Source organism: Streptomyces sp. NPDC007205 (genome assembly GCF_040634095.1).
In the GTDB taxonomy this organism is placed as follows: Bacteria; Actinomycetota; Actinomycetes; order Streptomycetales; family Streptomycetaceae; genus Streptomyces.
The window spans coordinates 139604-158205 of record NZ_JBEYEW010000002.1 but is presented as its reverse complement, the minus strand read 5'-3'; the positions used below and the strand labels follow the sequence as shown (position 1 = coordinate 158205).

The window sequence follows — 18602 nt, the reverse complement described above, 5'->3', positions numbered from 1 at the left end:
GATCCGGCGATGATCACAAGACAACGGCTGGCGGCGGGAGTCTGCGCGCTGCTCGCCGCCCTGGCGCCCGGGATCGCGTTCCCCGGCTCAGCCGTCGCCGACGAGACACAGGCGTCCGCCCCGAAGGTCGAACTCGTGCTGGACGTCAGCGGTTCGATGCGGACGCGGGACATCGACGGCGGCTCCCGGATGGCCGCGGCGAAGCAGGCGTTCAACGAGGTGCTGGACGCGACGCCGCAGGAGGTCCGGCTCGGCATCCGCACCCTGGGCGCCAACTACCGCGGCAACGACCGCAAGGAGGGCTGCAAGGACACCGCGCAGCTGTACCCGGTCGGCCCGCTGAACCGGACCGACGCGAAGACGGCGGTGGCCACGCTGCAGCCGACCGGCTGGACGCCGATCGGGCCCGCGCTGCTGAAGGCGGCGGACGACCTGAACGGCGGCGGGGGCACCCGCCGTATCGTCCTGATCAGCGACGGCGAGGACACCTGTCAGCCGCTCGACCCGTGCGAGGTGGCGCGCGAGATAGCCGCCAAGGGCATCGGGCTGACCATCGACACCCTCGGTCTGGTGCCGGACGCCAAGACCCGCGACCAGCTCAGCTGCATCGCGGACGCGACCGGCGGCACCTACACCGACGTCCGGCACAAGGAGGAACTGTCCGACCGGGTCGGGCAGTTGGTGGACCGGGCGGCCGATCCGGTGGTGACGCCGGTGGCCACCGAGGGCGCCGCGCAGTGCGAGAAGGCACCGACGCTGAAGTCCGGGCTCTACACGGACCGTGCGGAGTTCGGGCAGCAGCGCTGGTACAAGGTCGAGGTGGCCCCCGGCAAGGAGCTGCGCGCCTCGGTGAGCGTGGCCGACGACCGGGCCGTGAACCCGGACTACGGGGTGCTGCTGCGGGCGGTGACCGTGCGGGGACGGGAGATCGTGCGCGGCGAGGCCGCCGGCACGGGCCGTACGGACGTGATCTCGACGGGGCTGCGCTACCCGAAGCCCGGGAGCGACGACGACAACGCGCCCGCGGAGACGGTGTGCCTGCAGGTCACCGACTCCTTCTCGGCCGCGGCGGGCGTCAGGACCACGCCGGGTCTGCCGCTGGAGCTGACGGTCGACGTCGTGGACGGGCCGTCCGGGCATCACGACGTGGCCGCCTTCGGGCTCGGCCGCGGCTGGTGGCTGCTGGGTGCGCTGGTGCTGACCGGCTTCCTGGCGGGTCTGCTGTGGGGCTGGCTGTCGCGCTGGCGGGTCGCGGTCTGGAGGACGAACTGATGCGGATCACACGTGTGATGGGTGCGGCGCTGCTGGCGCTCGGGCTCGCGGCCGGACCGGCCGCGGCCGACTCCTCTCCGTCTCCCGGCGCCTCGGCCGACGGCAAGGCGCCCACGCGGGCGGGCACCTCGTTCCGTACGGCGACGGAGATCCGGCAGGGGCAGCGGGCCACGGCGTCCGGTTCGACGGGTGACTACCTGTACTGGTCGTTTCCCGCGGACACCGGGCAGCGGCCCACCGTCACGGCGAGCGTGAAGCTGCCTGACACGCACGGGGCGCAGACCTGGCAGATCGATGTGTACGACGGACTGCGGCGCCGCCAGGCCTGCCAGTACGGGGCGTCGGCCCGTACGGCCGGGCAGGGCGCGCCCTCCGTCGAACTGGCCTGTGTGCTGCGGACGGTGCGGTCCTGGTCGGAGCCGTGGGCGGGCGATCCGCTGCCGGGCACGTACTACGTCCGGCTGACGGTCGTGGACCTCGGCTCCGCCGACCTCGGCAAGCCGGTGAGCGTCGGCGTCCGTGCCGACTCCGAGGACATCGGCGGCGCGGCGGCGGTGGACGGCTCGCTGGGCAAGCCGCTGGTTCCCGGGATCGCCGTCACATCCGCGGCGGACGGGAACGGTTCCAAGGCGGCGGTCCTGTCCAGCTTCGGTTCCGACGACGGCTGGTCCTCCGGCTGGTGGTCCGACCGGTGGGTGTGGACCGCGATCGGCGGTGTGCTCGCGGCTCTCGCCGGTATCGGCGGGTACGCGCTGACCCGGGGGTCGGGCCGGCCGTCCCGGGTGCCGCCGAACGTGTGAGCCGGCGTACGGGAAGGCCCGCCTGCCGGCGGGCCTTCCGCTTTCCGGGCCCCCGGTCGAACGGTCAGGCCTCCCGCAGCGCCTTGGCGAGGGTGCCGTCCCCCGTCACGGTCACCCGGCCGGCCCGTACCGCGTCCGGCAGGTCCCACTCGCCCCGCGCCACGGCCTCGCAGGCCGCCGCGTCCAGCTCCAGCCGGGCGTCGGCCTCGCCGGGTGCGGGTCCGTGGCCGTACACCGGGCCCTCCTGCGCGCCGACGCGCAGATGGAACTCCCCTTGCTCCAGACGCACTTCCACGACTCCTTCGCCCTCCAGGGCCCGCAGCAGGGGCAGCGCGAACCAGTGGGCGCGAACCGCGTCGGTCGGCCGGCGCTCACCCAGCTCGGCCTCGCCCCAGCTGCCCAGCGCCTGCAGCACGGGCAGCAACGCCCGGCCGCGCCCGGTGAGTTCGTACACGTAGGCCGCTCCCGGCGGGGGCAGCCGGCGGCGGGTGGTGAGGCCGTCGCGCTCCATGTCCTTCAGCCGGGAGGCGAGTACGTCCGTGCTCACGCCGGGGAGGTCCGCGTGCAGGTCCGTGTAGCGGCGCGGGCCGGCCAGCAGCTCCCGGACGATCAGCAGGGTCCAGCGGTCGCCGACGAGGTCGAGGGCGCGGGCTGCGGAGCAGTACTGGTCGTAGCTTCGGCGAGGTGACATGACCCGCAGTCTAGACATGTCATTGGACTTTCCAAGCTGCCACTTGGTAAAACCAAGCACCACGAGTTTCCGGAGGGGCGCATGGAGTTCCGGCAGTCGAACAAGCTCAGCGAGGTCTGTTACGAGATCCGCGGCCCGGTGATCGAGCACGCCAACGCGCTGGAGGAGGCCGGGCACAGCGTGCTGCGCCTGAACACCGGCAACCCCGCCGCCTTCGGTTTCGAGGCGCCCGAGGAGATCCTCCAGGACATGATCCGGATGCTGCCGCAGGCGCACGGCTACACCGACTCCCGCGGCGTCCTCTCCGCCCGCCGGGCGGTCGCCCAGCGCTACCAGCACCTCGGCCTCGACGTCGGCGTGGACGACGTCTTCCTGGGCAACGGCGTCTCGGAACTGGTCTCCATGGCCGTGACGGCCCTCGTCGAGGACGGTGACGAGATCCTCGTCCCCGCACCGGACTTCCCGCTCTGGACGGCCGCGACCACCCTGGCCGGCGGCAAGGCGGTCCACTACCTGTGCGACGAACAGGCCGACTGGAACCCGGACCTGGCCGACATGGCCTCGAAGATCACGGACCGGACGAAGGCCGTGGTCATCATCAACCCGAACAACCCGACGGGCGCGGTGTACCCGAAGGAGGTCGTCGAGGGCATCCTCGACCTGGCCCGCCGGCACGGCCTGATGGTGTTCGCCGACGAGATCTACGACCAGATCCTGTACGACGACGCGGTCCACCACTCGGCCGCCGCCCTCGCCCCCGACCTGGTCGTCCTCACCTTCTGCGGCCTGTCGAAGACGTACCGGGTGGCGGGCTTCCGCTCCGGCTGGCTGGTCGTGACCGGCCCCAGGCAGCACGCGAAGGACTATCTGGAGGGCCTGACCATGCTGGCCTCCATGCGGCTGTGCGCCAACGCGCCCGCCCAGTACGCCATCCAGGCCGCGCTCGGCGGCCGTCAGTCCATCCGCGAACTGACCGTGCCCGGCGGCCGGTTGTACGAGCAGCGGAACGTGGCCTGGGAGAAACTCAACGAGATCCCCGGTGTGTCCTGCGTCAAGCCCAAGGGCGCCCTGTACGCGTTCCCGCGCATCGACCCGAAGGTGCACCCGATCCACGACGACGAGAGGTTCGTCCTCGACCTGCTGCTGCGCGAGAAGATCCAGGTGGTCCAGGGCACCGGCTTCAACTGGCCCTCCCCCGACCACTTCCGCATCCTCACCCTGCCGCACGCGGAGGACCTGGAGGCGGCGATCGGCAGGATCGGGCGGTTCCTCGGCGGGTACCGGCAGTAGCCCGTTTCGCGGATTCGCGCGCCTGTGCGAAGATCGCCCCGCACGAACCGGGGGGATCGTCGCGCCCGATGAGCGCCGCGCCGCCGTTCCCCCGGGCCGGTTCCGACAGACCCGCAGCAGACCAGGGGGAGCACCGTTGTCCTCGTCCAGAAGACCGTCGCGCATACGCCGGACGACCGTCGCCGTGGTGTGCGGCGCGGCCCTCGGGGGCGGCGTCGCGCCCGCGCAGGCCGGGGCCGCCCCGTCGCCGGCGCCCCCCGCCGGGCAGGAGGCGCGGCAGGCCGCCCGCTTCTGGACCGCGCAGCGCATGGCGGACGCGGCACCGCTGGACGCGGACCGGACACGGCCGGACAGGCCCGGGCCGGGGGCCGCGGCGGCGGGCCGCCCGCAGGGCACCCCCTTCCAGGGGACCCGCGTCGTCGGGACGTTCTTCGGGTCCGACGGGCCGGGCGGCACCACCTGGCACTGCACGGGCAGTGTGATCGACACCACGGCACGGAACATCGTGCTGACCGCCGCCCACTGCGCGCTGAGCATGCAGGGCGACTACGTCTTCGTCCCCAGGTTCGTGAAGGGCGCGAGCGCCGACCAGCAGCCGTACGGCATCTTCCACATCCAGCGGGTCTTCACCGACCCCCGCTACGTGCCCGACAAGGGATCGTCGACCACCAAGGGGCCCGCGTCGGACCTGGACACCGCGTTCGCCAGGGTCTCGGCCAACCAGCGCGGCCAGAGCCTGCAGGACGCGGTCGGCGGCGGGCTGACCTTCACCCGCGCGAACGGCTACACGCACAAGAACGTGACCGTCGTCGGCTACCCCGCCTACGGGCACAACAGCGCCGGAAACGCCGTCAAGTGCACCGTGCCGACCACACAACTCCCCGGCTACCGGCAGATGTCGATGACCTGCGGCGGCTACTACGGCGGCGTGTCCGGCAGCCCGTGGATCACCGACTACCAGGACGACGCGGGCACCGGCCACGTCATCGGCGACCTCGGCGGCTACAACGGCGGCGGCAACGACGCGAACGTCGACTACATCAGCTACGCCCCGGCGTTCGGCGCCGACGCCGAGAACCTGCTCGCCGACGCCGTCGCGAACCAGGCCCCGTCCGCCGGTCTGCCCGCGTACCAGGGACTCCAGCTGCCGGGCGGCGCGGCCCGCTGGCAGAAGGCCGCGCTGATGGCCTCCGCGGACTACACCGGCGACCACCTCGGCGACCTGCTCGTCGTCTGGTCCGACGGCGGGGTCACCCTGTACACCGGGGACGGCAACGGCGCGTTCGGTGCCGAGAAGCGGCTGCTGAAGGCCAACTCCACCTGGACGCACGCCCGGAACATCACCGGCGGGACCTTCACCGGCGGCCGGCCGGGCCTGCTGGTGCGCTGGTCGGACGGCGAGGCCACCCTGTACCCGGATCTCAGCCCTTCCGGAGTGGGCCGCGAGGTGCAGATGGCGAAACCCAACTCGGTCTGGAAGAACGTCGTACAGCTCACCGCCGGGCAGTTCCACGGGGCCAAGGGCGCGACCGATGTGCTGGCGCGCCGCTCCGACGGCAGCCTGGTCCTCTACAGCGGAATCCGCGCCGGGTCCTTCGGCACCGGAAAGCAGCTCCTCGCGGCGAACGGCACCTGGACCAAGGCCGCGCTGCTGAGCGGTGGCGCCTTCCGGGGCACGGCCGGCGCCGACCTGCTCGTGCGCTCGTCCGACGGCTCGCTCGACAGCTACGCCGGTGTCTCGGCCGGCGGGCTCGGCACCCGGTCCCGGCTGCGCGGCCCGAACGGCACCTGGACGCACGCCCAGGTCATGACCACCGGTGACCTCACCTCCGACCACACGGGCAACGACCTGGTCGTGCGCTGGTCCGACGGCGAGACCACGCTGTACGCCGACACCGGCACCCAGTCCCTCGGCACCGAGAACACACTGGTCCTGCCGGGCACCTGAGCCACCGGGAATGCCCGGCGGCCACAGGCCGTTGACGGTCTCTGCTGGTGATCACCGAACAGGGGGAACGACGCATGCCGATCGATGTGCACGGCACGGTGGCGGAGGGATTCGAGGGCGTACGCGAGGAGTTCGCGGCGGTGCTCGCCGGGGAACGGGACGATCCGGGCGCCCAGCTCGTGGTGTACCGGCACGGGCGGCGCGTGGTGGACCTGTGGGGCGGCGACGGCATCGACGGGGACTCGCTGACGAGCCTGTACTCCATCGCCAAGGGAGCCGCGCACCTCGTCGTCGCACTCCTGGTGCAGGACGGGGTGCTCGACCTCGACCGCGAAGTCGCCGCGTACTGGCCGGAGTTCGGCGTCCACGGCAAGGACCGGCTGACACTGGGCGAGCTGCTGGAGCACCGGGCCGGACTCGTCGGCGACGCCGAACAGGCGTTCACCGTCGAGGAGCTGGCCGACGACCGGGTCGTCGCGGCCCGCCTGGCGGCGCGCCGGCCGTTGTGGGAGCCGGGCAGCGCCTGGGGCTATCACGCCTTCGTCATCGGCGCCCTCACCGGCGAGGTGGTGCGCCGGGTGACCGGCCGGTCGGTCCAGGAGCTGTACGAGGAGCGGATCCGGGCGCCGTACGGGCTCGACTACTACCTGGGCCTGCCCGCGGCGGCCGAGAAGCGCTGGGTGGACGTGCAGCCGCTGGTGCCGACGCCCGAGGAGGCCGCGCTGCTGAAGGAGCGGGCGGCGGCCGCGGACAGCATCCGGGGCATCGCCTTCAACGCGCATGGGCCGGCCCCGACCGACCTGGTGGCCTTCGGCAACCACCCCCGGGTGAAGGCCCTCGGCCCGACGTCCTCGGGCGGGGTGGGCAACGCGCGCGGTGCCGCCGGGATGTACGCGGCCGCCGTCTCCTCCGTGAACGGCCGCCCGCCGCTGCTCACGCCCGCGACCGCCGCCGATTTCGGCGCCCTGCGCACCCCGGGCGGGCCGGACCTGGTCACCGGCGGCGACGACCACTTCGCGCGCGGCTTCGAGTACGTGCCCGCACTGCTGCCGTTCCTCGGTACCGGCGCCTTCGGGCACAGCGGCGCGACCGGCTCGCTGGCCTTCGCCGACCCGGCGAACGGCCTCGCGTACGCCTACACCCGGCGCCGGTTCGGATTCCCCTCCGGGGTGGGGGCCGGCCCGGAGAACGGCCGTCTGGCGCAGTCCGTCCTGCGCGCGGCGAAATCCCTGTGACACCGTGCTGACAGGCGAGCGGGAAGGGCGCTGACGTGGGTGACCTCTTTCTCGTCCGGCACGGCGAGACCGAGTGGTCGCGGTCCGGACGGCACACCGGCTGGACCGACGTACCCCTCACCGAGCACGGACGGGAGGAGGCGCGCCGGCTGGTGCCGCTGATCCGCTCGCACCGGATCGGGACGGCGTTCGTCAGCCCCCTGCAGCGGGCCCGGGAGACCGCCGGACTCATCGGGCTCCATGACGCCCGGGTCGACGCCGACCTGCGCGAATGGGACTACGGCGGCTACGAGGGCGTGACCACCGCGGAGATCCAGCGGAGCCGGCCCGGCTGGTTCCTGTTCACGGACGGGGTCGCGCCCGGGCCGCCGGAGCATCCGGGCGAGACCCCGGAGCAGGTCGGCGAGCGCGCCGACCGGGTGCTGGCCGAGGCCGATGCCGCCCTCGCCGCCACCGAGGGCGGCGTCGTCCTGATCGCCCACGGCCACTTCCTGCGCGTCCTGACCGCCCGCCGCCTCGGTCTCCCGCCCCGGCACGGGGCCCTGTTCCAGCTCGCGACGGGGGCACTGTGCCGCCTGGGAACGGAGCACGGGCGGCCGGTGGTGGCGGGGTGGAACATCCGGCCGCGGGAGTAGCGGCGCCCCCGTTGTCGGACCGGGACCGTACGCTGCGCAAGGGGCCGTCCGACGGGCGGTCCGGGCAGGGAACGGCACCGGAAGGAGCGCGCTGTGACGCGACCGCCGACCGCCGCGCAGCGGCGTCTGATCGAGGCCGCCGATCCGGTGACCGGACGGCTGCACGGTACCGGGGCGCAGCTCGCGGCGCTGGTCGGGCGGGGGCTGGCGTTCCGGCATCCGAGGCCGCCGCACGAGCACTTCCTGACCCCGGCCGGGCATCGGATACGGGAGGCGGAGCCCGCGGCGCCGGGGGAGCCTGCGCCGGCCACGGGCGTGTTCGCGGCGCGGGTCGGTGGCGAGGAGGCGCCGCCCGCGGACGGCCCGGCGCGGCTGCGTGAGGTGCACAGCGCCTGGCAGGGGCTGCTGGAGCTGCGCCGCATGACCAACCCCGACGGCGCGGCGGACCGGCCGTGCGGCTGGGAGCGCACGCATCTGGTGCGGGCGGCGGCGCTCGCCCTGGAGGCGGCCGGGCACCGTCCGGCGGGCGGGGACACGGACGGCTACCGGGTCCGCGCGACCCCGCAGCCGGAGGCGGTCGCCGTGTACGCGCCGGACGCGGAGACCCTGGCGGCCTGCGCGGCCACGCTGGCACGCGCGGGCTGGCAGGCCGGCGAGTACACCGAACCGCGGACGAGGGTGCGGTATCTGCTCGCCTCGCCACGCCGGGTGTGAGCGGCGTGCGAGGATCGGCGGGTCAGTGTGCCGTACACGAGAAGGGGAACCCGTGAGCGAACCGTTTTCCGTGCGCGTGACCGTCCGCGGCTACGAGACGGATGTGCAGGGCCATCTGAACCAGGCGGTGTACGTCAACTACGCGGAGCACGCCCGCTGGTCCCTCCTGAAGGCGGCCGGAGTGACCCAGGCGGAGCTCATAGGGCAGGGGGTGGGCCCGGTGTCGCTGGAGACGACGATCCGCTACCTGCGGGAGCTGCTCGCCGGTGACGAGGTCGACGTGACCTGCGCGTTCGAGTGGGGCGAGGGCAAGACCTTCCGGATCCGGCAGGAGGTCCGCAAGACGGACGGCACGGTCGCGGCCGAACTCACCGCGGTCACCGGCCTGCTGGACCTCACGGAGCGCAGACTGGTGGCCGACCCGGGCAAGGTCTTCAGGGAACTGGCCTGCGATCCGGGCCTGTTCGGCCTGTAGCCCCGCACGGGGCCTGCACGCCGAGCGGCTCGGGCGGTGCGGAGGGGGTCGTGGGTCTTGGCCCGTCCGCGTCGCCCGGCTCCGGGAAGTTCCCGCACGGCGGGACCGGCTGACGGTGGTGGAGCTCATGGCGTGGCCTGGTCGCGGCGGAGCGGCACCGGTACCTGGTTGAAACCGTAGTAGAGGGCGAGCAGGCCGTGGGCGGCCAGGGTCAGGGGTGCGGAGACGAACGCGAGGCCCACCGTCAGGGGATAGCCGAGGGAGCCGAGCGCGAAGCGGGCGCGGGTCGCCCGGGCGGCCGCGGTGTCCACGCGCGCGTCGAAGAGGTGACCCGTGCGGGTGAGATGCCACCACAGGGCCTGGAAGGCGAGGGCCATGGCCACCATCACCAGGCTGTAGACGGCGGCCGCCGCGTGCGAGGCGGTGCCCTCGCGCAGGTACTCGGCGAGCATGGCCGTCGGCCAGGGCACGACGGCCACGACCATCAGCACCATCAGGTTCAGGAACATCAGCGGCCGGTCGACCCGGGAGACATAGCTGAACAGCTGGTGGTGGTTGACCCACATGATGCCGATGACGAGGAAGCTCACCACATAGGCGGCGTACGAAGGCCACTGCGCGCCGATGGCGTACCACAGGCCGCCGTGGTCGCCCGTCCTCGGCACCTTGATGTCCAGGACGAGCAGAGTGATGGCGATGGCGAACACGCCGTCGCTGAAGGCCTCGACACGGCCGGACTCGTTCATGCGTACTCCCCCGTCGGCGCTCGGTGCCTCCCCATCGTGCCGGACGCGCCGCACCCCCCGCGTCACCCGCCACACCGTACGGCCCGGAGGGGCCCGCCGGGCCGGCCGGGGCCCGAGCGGCGCGGGGTACGCCGGCGGACGTACCCCGCGCCGGTTCTCAGTGCGCGGGCGTGAGTTCCTGGCCCGCCTCCATGGGATGGGTCACGTCCTCGGCGTCCTTGCCCTTGCCGATGTGGTTGAAGACGAGGTTGAGCAGGACGGCGGTGACGCAGCCGGTGGAGATGCCGGAGTCCAGGACGATCTTCGCGGTCCCGGGGAAGGCGTGGTAGAAGCCGGGCGCGGTGATCGGGATGATGCCGACCGCGAGGGAGACGGCGACGATCAGGATGTTGTTGTCCTTCTCCAGTCCGGCCCGGACCAGCGTCTGGATGCCGCTCGCGGCGACCGAGCCGAACAGGACGACGCCGGCGCCGCCGAGGACCGGACGGGGTACGACCGCGATGAGCGAGGCGGCCGTCGGGCACAGGCCCATCAGGACCAGGAAGCCGCCGCCCACGGCGACGACGTAGCGGCTGCGGATCTTCGTCATGGCGACGAGGCCGATGTTCTGGGCGAAGGCGCTGCACATGAAGCCGTTGAACAGGGGGCTGAGGGCCGAGCCGAGGGTGTCGGCGCGCAGTCCGGCGGCGATGGTCTTCTCGTCGGCGGGGCGTTCGACGACCTCGCCGAGCGCCAGCATGTCGGCGGTGGACTCCGTCATGGAGACGACCATGACCACGCACATCGACAGGATCGCCGCGATCTGGAACTGCGGGGCACCGAAGTGGAACGGGGTCGGGAAGCCGACGACGTCCGCGTGGGCGACGGGGCCGAAGTCCGTGACGCCGAAGGGTATCGCGATGAGCGTGCCGGTGATCAGACCGAGCAGGACCGCGATCTGCTTGACGAAACCGCGGGTGAAGCGGCGCAGGACGAGGACGATGGCCAGGGTGATGCCGGCGATGGTGAGGTAGGTCGTCGAACCGTAGTCGCTCGCCCTGGGGTCGGGGCCCTGGGCCCAGCCGAACGCGACGGGGAGCAGCGAGACGCCGATCAGGGTGATGACCGAGCCGGTGACGACGGGCGGGAAGAAGCGGATCGCCTTGCTGAAGAAGGGGGCGGCGAGGAAGCCGAGGAGGCCGGCGACGATGACCGCGCCGAAGATCACCGGCAGCGCGTCGGACCTGTGCTTGGCGGAGGCGACGATCGCCGTCATGGGGGCGACGCCGGCGAAGGTGACGCCGTTGACGAACGGCAGCCGGGCACCGATCTTCCAGAAGCCGAGGGTCTGCAGGAAGGTGGCGAGCCCGGCGGTGAACAGACAGGCTCCGGTGAGGAAGGTGAGCTCGGTGCCGGACAGGCCTACGGCCGCGCCGACGATCAGGGGTGGTGCGACAACTCCCGCGTACATGGCGGCCACGTGCTGCAGGCCGCTGGTCGCCATTTTCAGGGCGGGGAGTTTCTCGTCAACTGGATGGGCGGCCACAGCGGCTCCTCCGGGCGGGTAACGCGTCGTCGTCGACGTGGGTTTCATGGAGGTGGTGCGGGTGGTCGTGCGGGACCGGGACGGGGGTGGGGGCGCTGTGAGCGGGTCGAGCGGTGCCGTTCCGGGGCACGTGCGTGTACACGCGCCCCGGAACGGCTGCCGTGGACCCCGCTCGGGTCCACGGACCCGGTCGGGAGCCGTCCCTCCCGACCGGAGCCTTCCGACAGGCCGACCACATGAGCCGGCCCGCCGAGTCCTCCCCGGCCGGCCGCCCGTACGAGGCGACCGCCGAGCTTTCCGGCGAACCGCCCGCGAGGGGCGACCGCCAAGCCTTGTGGCAGCCCCGCCGCATGAGCAGTCCTGCCGAGACCTCCGGCGGACCGCCCGTACGGGGTGACCGCCGAGTTTGCCGGCGAACCACCTGTACGGGGTGACCGCCAAGTTTGTCCGTGGGCCACCTGTGCGAGGTGGCCGACGAGTCTGTCCGGGGCCGGCCGCGGGGACGGCCGGTTGCCGGGTGGGTGGGGATCAGGCCTGGGCGGCGATCCGGGCGAGGCGCTGGGCCTCCTCGCGGGTGCTGCGGGCGATGGCGTCCTCGTCGACGGCGACCAGGCGGCCGTTGTCGACGATCTGACGGCCGTTGACGAAGGACGCCGTGACCGGGGCCGCCGCACCGAAGACCAGCGCGGTCACCGGGTCGGCGATGGAGGCGTGGGCGAGGGTGTCCATCTTCCAGAGCACCACGTCGGCCAGCTTGCCCGGCTCCAGCGAACCGATCTGCTCCGCCCGGCCGAGCACCTGCGCGCCGCCGTGGGTGCCGAGCCGCAGCGCCTGGCGGGCGTTCAGCGCGGCCTCGCGGTGCGCGCCGAGGCGGTTGATCAGCAGGGCGTTGCGCAGCTCGGTGTGGAGTTCGCCGGACTCGTTGGAGGCGGTGCCGTCGACGCCGAGGCCGACCGGGACGCCCGCCTTGAGCATGTCGGGGACGCGGGCGATGCCGGCGGCGAGGCGGGCGTTGGACGACGGGCAGTGGGCCACGCCCGTCTTCGTGCGGGCGAACGCGGCGATGTCGGAGTCGGTCATGTGGACGCAGTGCGCCATCCACACGTCCTCACCGAGCCAGCCCGTGGACTCGAAGTAGTCGGTCGGGCCCATGCCGAACAGCTCGTGGCAGAACTTCTCCTCCTCCACGGTCTCCGAGCCGTGGGTGTGCAGCCGTACGCCGAGCCGGCGGGCCAACCGGGCACCCTCCCGCATCAGTTCCGTGGAGACGGAGAACGGCGAGCAGGGGGCCACGGCCACCTGGGTCATGGCGTCGAAAGAGGCGTCGTGGTGCTCCTTGACGGTCGCCTCGGTCGCCGCGAGCGCGCCCTCCAGCGTCTCCACGGCGAAGTCCGGCGGCAGCCCGCCGTCCTTCTCGCTGCGGTCCATCGAGCCGCGGGCCAGTGTGAAGCGGACGCCCATCTCGGCGGCGGCCCGGATGATCGAGCCGGACAGGTCGCCGGAGCCCTGCGGGAAGACGTAGTGGTGGTCCATGGCGGTGGTGACACCGCCGCGCGCCATCATCGCGAGGGACCCCTGCGCGGCCGCGTAGGTCATCTGCTCGTCGATGCGCGCCCAGGTGGGGTAGAGCGCGACGAGCCAGTTGAACAGGTTGTGGTCGGTGGCCAGACCCCGGGTGATCCACTGGTAGAAGTGGTGGTGGGTGTTGACCAGACCGGGCGTGGCCAGATGGCCGCTCGCGTCGATCCGGCGCACCACGTTGTCCAGGTGTCGGGGGGCCTGGCCCGCGCCGACCGACTCGATGCGGTTGCCGGCGAGGACGAGGTACCCGGAGGCGTACTCGGTGTCGCCCGCGTCCACGGTCGCGATCGCACAGTTCTCGATGACGATGCGCTGGGCTGCCGATGGTGCCATCGTGCTTCCTTGTCTTTCAGTGGCGGGCCCGTGAACGGGGGGAGGGGGAGTGTCCACGGGGGAGGGCACGGCAGGACCCTAGGAGGATTTGAGTGCCGGGGCCGGTTGGCGGCTCCGGGTGCCGAGGTGATGGAAGAACAGGTTGAGCAGGACCGCGACGAGCGCGCCCGCGCTGATCCCGGAGCCGAGCACGGTCTGCGCCCAGGCCGGGAAGCCGGCGTAGAAGGCCGGTGCGGCCGGCGGGATGATGCCGGCTCCGAGGGCCACGGCGACCAGGACGATACCCGCGCCGCCGAGGACCGGCATGGGCACCAGGGAGACGACCGCGCCGAGCACCGGAAACGCGCCGAGGACGAGCAGGGCACCGTCGGCGGCGGCGGCGACGTGGCGGCTGCGCACCCGGGTGAGGGAGACGACACCGACGTTCTGTGCGAAGGCGGAGGTGGGGAAGCCACCGATGACCGGGCCGAGCAGGGTGGCGATGCCGTCGGTGCGCAGGCCGCGCATGAGGGCCCCGGCGTCGGCGCGGCGGTCGCAGGTCTCGCCGAGGGACGCCACGGCGTCCTCGCTGTGCGCCGACGGGGTGGGACAGGGGGCTTCGGCGGGCCCCTGCGCAGGCTGTGCCATGGTGTTCCCTCCGGTGTGGCGTGTCCCCGGCCCGGGCGGGCGGGACCGGGGACGCGCGTCCCGCGTCAGAGGTTGGTCATGTCGACCGGGATCTTCGGCTCACAGCCGTCCCGGAGGATGGTCGCCTCGATCAGGCCGTAGGGCCGGTCGGCGGCGTAGTAGACCTCGTTGTCGTTCTTGAGCCCGAAGGGCTCCAGGTCGACCAGGAAGTGGTGCTTGTTCGGCAGCGAGAAGCGGATCTCGTCGATCTCGCTGCGGTTGTTGATGACGCGCGCACCCATCTGGTACAGCGTCTGCTGCAGGGAGAGGGAGTAGGTCTCGGCGAAGGCCTGGAGCATGTGCTTCTTGACCTGCTCGTAGGACTTCTCCCAGTTGGGCATCTTCTGCTCGTCGTCGGTCCAGTTGAACCGCCAGCGGCCGGAGACCTGGGTGGCCAGGATCCGGTCGTACGCCTCCTGCAGGGTCGTGTACTTGTCCTTGACGTAACCCCAGAACTCGGAGTTCGTCGAGTTCATCACGACCAGGTCCTTCAGGCCGGAGACGACCTCCCACTGCTCACCGTCGTAGGTGATCTGGGTGACCCGGGTCTCCTGGCCCTTGCGGACGAAGGAGTGCTTGACCTCGTCCGCGCCGATGAACTTGGAGTTGGCGTCGGAGGTCTCGATCCGCTCCCAGGCGTACTCCTCGATCCGGATCCGGGCGCGGTGGATCGGCTCCTGCGAGGTGACGAAGTGGCGGGCGAGGTGGATGCCGAACTGCTCGGCGGACTCGATGCCGTACTCCTTGGCGAACGCGAACACCGTGTTCTTGGTGGTGTCGGTCGGCAGGCAGTTGGCGTTGGAGCCGGAGTAGTGGACCTCCTCCATGTCGCCGCTCAGCGCGACGGAGACGTTGAGGTCCTTGATGTGGTGGGTGGCGCCGTCCCGCGTGATCTTTACGACTCGGTTCTCGGCCTTGCCGTACTGGTTCTGTCCCAGGATGGTCGGCATTAGCTAGCTCCCTCGGTAAACGGAGTAGCCGAACGGGTTGAGCAGCAGCGGTACGTGGTAATGCTCCCCGGGTTTCACGGCGAAGGTGATCGCCACCTCGGGGAAGAACACGGCACCGCTGTCCCGATTCGCGGGGGCGTCCTGCTGCGCATCGGCTTGCTTGTTCGCAGATTGTTCTTCGAAATACGCCTCGACGGCGAAGTCGAGCCGTACGTGTGTGGTCCCCTCCGGCAGTGCCGGCAGGTCCTTGCACCGGCCGTCGGCGTCGGTCGCGCTGCCGCCGAGCGCCTGCCAGTCCGCGCCCCGGCCACTACGGGCGGCGAGCTGGATGGCGACGCCCTCGGCGGGGCGGCCGATCGAGGTGTCCAGGATGTGTGTGGACACGGAGGCGGTGGTGCTGGTGCTCATGGTGTCAGGCGTCCTCTTCGACGAGTCGGGCCAGTCGGATGCGGTTGATCTTGCCCAGCTCGGTGCGGACGATCTCCCGTTCCTGCTCCGGCGAGTTCCCGATCCGCTCCTTGACCGCGTCGCGCATCTGCTCGCCGGTCCGGCCGGTGGCGCAGATCAGGAACACATGGCCGAACTTCTCCTGGTAGGCCAGGTTCAGTTCGAGCATCTCGTCCCTGAGCTCCTCGCTCGCGCCGGCCATGCCGCGCTGTTCGCGGGCGGAGGTCGGGTCGCCGGGCTTGGGCCGCCCGATCGGCGGGTGCCCGGCCATCGCCTCCTCCAGGTCCGCGGTGCCCAGCTCGGCCATGGCGGCGTCACTGGCGGCGTAGAGCTCGTCGGCGCCGGCGTAGGGGCGGCCGGCGGACAGTCGCCGGGCCCACTCGGTGGAGGCACACGCCTCGTGGAGGGCGGCGAGGGCCGCGCGTTCCTCCAGGTCGTTGAACCGGGCCAGGCCCGGGGGCGTGGGAGTCGAAGTCACGGGAGCCTCCGTGGCCGGATTCGGCCTTCGTGCTGAACGGGCTGCCGATAGCTAACGCCCCCGGAAACGTCACGTCAACACTTTGTTGAAAAATCCGCGTAACAAGCCGGTTCATCCGGAGGGCGGTACGACCACCCCGCCCCCGCCTCGGCCAGGCGCCCTCCTCCCGTTCGAAGTGCCTGGTCAGGCACCCTTCTCCCGGTTGAGGTAGTTGTAGACCGTGAAGCGGCTGACGCCGAGCGCGCCGGCCACGGTCTCCACGCCGTGCCGCACGGCGAAGGCACCCCGGGCTTCCAGCGTACGCACGATCTCCTGCTTGGCCCTGCGGTCCAGGTCGGCCAGCGGCCGGCCCTGCCGGCGCTCCATGGCGGCGAGGATGTGGTCGAGGGAGTCGGCGAGCTGGGGCAGGCGTACGGCGACGACGTCGACGCCCTCCCAGGCGAGGACGACATCCTCGGGGCCGGCCTCGTCCGGCGGGAGCATCTGCCCGCCCATGGCGTCGACCAGCGGCTTCACGGCCGTGATGAAGGGCTCGTCCGCGCTCACCTCTCCCCCTCCCCGATCCCGTCGTCTATCACGTTGACCTGGAGCGAGATCCGGGTGGCACCGGCCGCCAGGCTCCTGCGCAGCAGCGCGTCCACGGCGGTGAGCACGCGGTCCGCGGCCCCCTCGGCCGTGTTGCCGAACGGGCCGACGTCGACGCCGTCCAGTTCCGCCGTCTCGATGACCTCCCGCGCCGCCAGGGCGTGCGCGGGCGCCTCGTCCAGGTCGAAGGGTTCGGTCGTGAACTCCACTCTCAGTCGCACGCGCTCAACCTAGCGCCCGGCGGGGCCTTTCGGGCGGCCGGTGACCTACGCCTCTTGACAAGCGCCGACACACGACGGCAATCTTCCATTAAGCAGAAACGAACTTCCACATTATGGAATCTCGACCCTATGGAAGGGAGCGCGGCCCGAATGGGATTCGCAGACCAGCGCTTCAACGTCAACCTGTCGATCCTCTTCACGGAACTCCCGCTCCTGGAGCGTCCCGCGGCCGCCGCCGCGGCGGGCTTCACGGCGGTCGAGCTGTGGTGGCCCTGGGTCGACTCCCCCACCCCCGAGCAGTCCGAGCTCGACGCCCTGAAGAAGGCGATCGAGGACGCGGGCGTCCAGCTCACGGGCCTGAACTTCTACGCCGGACAGCTGCCGGGCCCGGACCGCGGCGCCCTGTCGATCCCCGGTGAGGAGTCGGAGAAGTTCCGCGCCAACATCGACGTGGCCATCGCCTTCGCGCAGTCCCTGGGCTGCACGACGTTCAACGCCCTCTACGGCAACCGCGTCGAGGGCGTGGACCCGGCCGAGCAGGACGCGCTCGCCCTGGAGAACCTGGTCCTCGCGGCCGAGGCCGTCGGCCGGATCGGCGGGACCGTCCTGATCGAGGCGCTCAACCAGCCCGAGTCGCCGAAGTGCCCGCTCGTGAGCGCGCCCAAGGCGATCGAGATCGTGGACAAGGTCAACGAGGCGACGGGGCTCGGCAACGCCAAGTTCCTGATGGACCTGTACCACCTGTCCATGAACGGCGAGGACCTGCCGTCGGTCATCGAACAGTACGCCGCGAAGACCGGCCATGTGCAGATCGCCGACAACCCCGGCCGCGGCGCCCCCGGGACGGGCTCGCTCCCGCTGGAGGAGCTGCTCGACCAGCTGAAGAAGGCCGGCTACGACGGCTGGGTGGGCCTGGAGTACAAGGCCGGCGACCGCCCGAGCGCCGAGGCCTTCGGCTGGCTCCCGCGCGAGGCGCGCGCCGCGCGCTGAACCCCCTGACTCTGCAAGGCAGTTGAGAGAGGCACCCCGAATCATGAGCAACCTCCCCAAGATCGCCTGGATCGGCCTCGGCATCATGGGCTCCCCCATGTCCGAGAACCTGATCAAGGCGGGTTACCAGGTCACCGGCTTCACCCTGGAGCAGGACAAGCTGGACCGCCTGGCCGCCGCCGGCGGTACCGCGGCCTCCTCGATCGCCGAGGCCGTGCGCGACGCCGACGTGGTCATCACCATGGTGCCCGCGTCCCCGCAGGTCGAGGCCATCGCCTACGGCCCGGACGGCATCCTGGAGAACGCGAAGCAGGGCGCCCTGCTGATCGACATGTCCTCGATCACCCCGCAGACCTCCGTCGACCTGGCCGCCGCCGCCAAGGACAAGGGCATCCGCGTCCTGGACGCCCCGGTGTCCGGCGGTGAGGCCGGCGCCATCGAGGCCGTACTGTCGATCATGGTGGGCGGTGAGCAGGCCGACTTCGACCAGGCCAAGCCGATCCTCGATGCGCTCGGCAAGACCATCGTGCTGTGCGGCCCGCACGGCTCCGGCCAGACCGTGAAGGCCGCCAACCAGCTGATCGTCGCCGTGAACATCCAGGCCTGCGCCGAGGCCGTGGTCTTCCTGGAGAAGTCGGGCGTGGACCTGACGGCCGCGCTGGACGTCCTCAACGGCGGCCTCGCGGGCTCCACCGTGCTGACGCGCAAGAAGGACAACTTCCTGAACCGCGACTTCAAGCCGGGCTTCCGCATCGACCTGCACCACAAGGACATGGGCATCGTCACCGACGCCGCCCGCAACGTCGGCGCCGCCCTGCCGGTCGGTGCCGTGGTCGCCCAGCTGGTCGCCTCCCTGCGCGCCCAGGGCGACGGCGGCCTGGACCACTCGGCCCTGCTGCGCGCGGTCGAGCGCCTCTCGGGCGCTCAGCTCTGAGACTTCCGGGCCGCGGCGCCGCTGACACCTGTCCTGTCGCGCCCAGGCGGCGCCGCGGCCCGGAATCGACTTCAACAAACTGTTGA

General features: G+C 71.9%; 19 protein-coding genes and 1 pseudogene. 10 read left to right on the top strand and 10 right to left on the bottom strand.

Features of this window, described 5'->3' with window-relative positions; all coding sequences use genetic code 11:
• Positions 1–9 precede the first annotated feature (9 nt).
• Both ABZ624_RS04265 and ABZ624_RS04260 read left to right on the top strand, forming a co-directional pair.
• On the top strand, positions 10–1272 hold the full coding sequence (locus ABZ624_RS04265) for a VWA domain-containing protein (protein ID WP_360082431.1): 1263 nt from the start codon (positions 10–12) through the stop codon (positions 1270–1272).
• Entirely contained in the window at positions 1272–2072 is an 801-nt protein-coding gene (locus ABZ624_RS04260; protein WP_360082429.1) for a hypothetical protein, read from the top strand. Before ABZ624_RS04265 ends, ABZ624_RS04260 begins: the two co-directional genes overlap by 1 nt.
• A 64-nt stretch (positions 2073–2136) precedes the next feature.
• Here the strand turns inward: ABZ624_RS04260 and ABZ624_RS04255 are convergent, their stop codons facing one another.
• Positions 2137–2763, bottom strand: a complete 627-nt coding sequence (locus ABZ624_RS04255) for a winged helix-turn-helix transcriptional regulator (RefSeq protein ID WP_360082427.1) — start codon at positions 2761–2763, stop codon at positions 2137–2139.
• 81 nt (positions 2764–2844) lie between these two features.
• On the opposite strand from ABZ624_RS04255, the gene ABZ624_RS04250 reads away from it, so the two are divergent.
• The 6 genes from ABZ624_RS04250 (at position 2845) to ABZ624_RS04225 (ending at position 9060) form a co-directional block, all read left to right on the top strand.
• Entirely contained in the window at positions 2845–4053 is a 1209-nt protein-coding gene (locus ABZ624_RS04250) for a pyridoxal phosphate-dependent aminotransferase (RefSeq protein WP_360082425.1), read from the top strand.
• A 136-nt stretch (positions 4054–4189) separates the two neighbouring features.
• Entirely contained in the window at positions 4190–6001 is a 1812-nt protein-coding gene (locus tag ABZ624_RS04245) for a trypsin-like serine protease (protein ID WP_360082423.1), read from the top strand.
• 74 nt (positions 6002–6075) lie between these two features.
• Positions 6076–7236, top strand: a complete 1161-nt coding sequence (locus ABZ624_RS04240) for a serine hydrolase domain-containing protein (protein ID WP_360082421.1) — start codon at positions 6076–6078, stop codon at positions 7234–7236.
• A gap of 35 nt (positions 7237–7271) precedes the next feature.
• A complete protein-coding gene (locus tag ABZ624_RS04235; RefSeq protein WP_360082418.1) occupies positions 7272–7871 on the top strand; it encodes a histidine phosphatase family protein in 600 nt (199 codons plus the stop codon).
• Positions 7872–7964: 93 nt separating this feature from the next.
• Positions 7965–8585, top strand: a complete 621-nt coding sequence (locus ABZ624_RS04230) for a hypothetical protein (RefSeq protein WP_360082416.1) — start codon at positions 7965–7967, stop codon at positions 8583–8585.
• Between the two features lie 52 nt (positions 8586–8637).
• On the top strand, positions 8638–9060 hold the full coding sequence (locus tag ABZ624_RS04225; protein WP_360082414.1) for an acyl-CoA thioesterase: 423 nt from the start codon (positions 8638–8640) through the stop codon (positions 9058–9060).
• Between the two features lie 125 nt (positions 9061–9185).
• Here ABZ624_RS04225 and ABZ624_RS04220 read toward each other — a convergent pair whose 3' ends face one another.
• From ABZ624_RS04220 to ABZ624_RS04180, 9 genes and pseudogenes are all read right to left on the bottom strand, one after another.
• Positions 9186–9806 carry a TMEM175 family protein gene (locus tag ABZ624_RS04220; RefSeq protein ID WP_360082412.1) on the bottom strand — a complete coding sequence of 207 codons (621 nt, stop codon included), beginning with the start codon at positions 9804–9806 and terminating at the stop codon, positions 9186–9188.
• Between the two features lie 157 nt (positions 9807–9963).
• On the bottom strand, positions 9964–11379 hold the full coding sequence (locus ABZ624_RS04215) for a nucleobase:cation symporter-2 family protein (protein WP_360082410.1): 1416 nt from the start codon (positions 11377–11379) through the stop codon (positions 9964–9966).
• 480 nt (positions 11380–11859) lie between these two features.
• Positions 11860–13245, bottom strand: a complete 1386-nt coding sequence (locus tag ABZ624_RS04210) for an 8-oxoguanine deaminase (protein WP_360082408.1) — start codon at positions 13243–13245, stop codon at positions 11860–11862.
• A 78-nt stretch (positions 13246–13323) separates the two neighbouring features.
• Positions 13324–13803 (bottom strand): annotated as a pseudogene (locus tag ABZ624_RS04205) (solute carrier family 23 protein); the annotation flags it as partial.
• Between the two features lie 134 nt (positions 13804–13937).
• The gene (gene pucL / locus ABZ624_RS04200; RefSeq protein ID WP_360082406.1) at positions 13938–14861 is read right to left on the bottom strand and encodes a factor-independent urate hydroxylase; all 924 of its coding nucleotides are present in this window, start codon (positions 14859–14861) and stop codon (positions 13938–13940) included.
• A gap of 3 nt (positions 14862–14864) precedes the next feature.
• Positions 14865–15269: a hydroxyisourate hydrolase gene (gene uraH / locus ABZ624_RS04195; RefSeq protein ID WP_360082403.1), complete on the bottom strand. Its 405-nt coding sequence runs from the start codon at positions 15267–15269 to the stop codon at positions 14865–14867.
• Between the two features lie 4 nt (positions 15270–15273).
• On the bottom strand, positions 15274–15786 hold the full coding sequence (uraD, locus tag ABZ624_RS04190) for a 2-oxo-4-hydroxy-4-carboxy-5-ureidoimidazoline decarboxylase (protein WP_360082401.1): 513 nt from the start codon (positions 15784–15786) through the stop codon (positions 15274–15276).
• A gap of 183 nt (positions 15787–15969) precedes the next feature.
• The gene (locus ABZ624_RS04185; protein ID WP_360083179.1) at positions 15970–16281 is read right to left on the bottom strand and encodes a helix-turn-helix domain-containing protein; all 312 of its coding nucleotides are present in this window, start codon (positions 16279–16281) and stop codon (positions 15970–15972) included.
• Between the two features lie 47 nt (positions 16282–16328).
• Positions 16329–16592, bottom strand: a complete 264-nt coding sequence (locus ABZ624_RS04180; RefSeq protein ID WP_360082399.1) for a hypothetical protein — start codon at positions 16590–16592, stop codon at positions 16329–16331.
• A gap of 150 nt (positions 16593–16742) precedes the next feature.
• Here ABZ624_RS04180 and ABZ624_RS04175 point away from each other — a divergent pair, with 150 nt between their 5' ends.
• Both ABZ624_RS04175 and ABZ624_RS04170 read left to right on the top strand, forming a co-directional pair.
• Complete coding sequence (locus tag ABZ624_RS04175; protein ID WP_360082397.1) at positions 16743–17582, top strand: TIM barrel protein; 840 nt, start codon at positions 16743–16745, stop codon at positions 17580–17582.
• 43 nt (positions 17583–17625) lie between these two features.
• Positions 17626–18516 carry a 2-hydroxy-3-oxopropionate reductase gene (locus tag ABZ624_RS04170; RefSeq protein WP_360082395.1) on the top strand — a complete coding sequence of 297 codons (891 nt, stop codon included), beginning with the start codon at positions 17626–17628 and terminating at the stop codon, positions 18514–18516.
• Positions 18517–18602 lie beyond the last annotated feature (86 nt).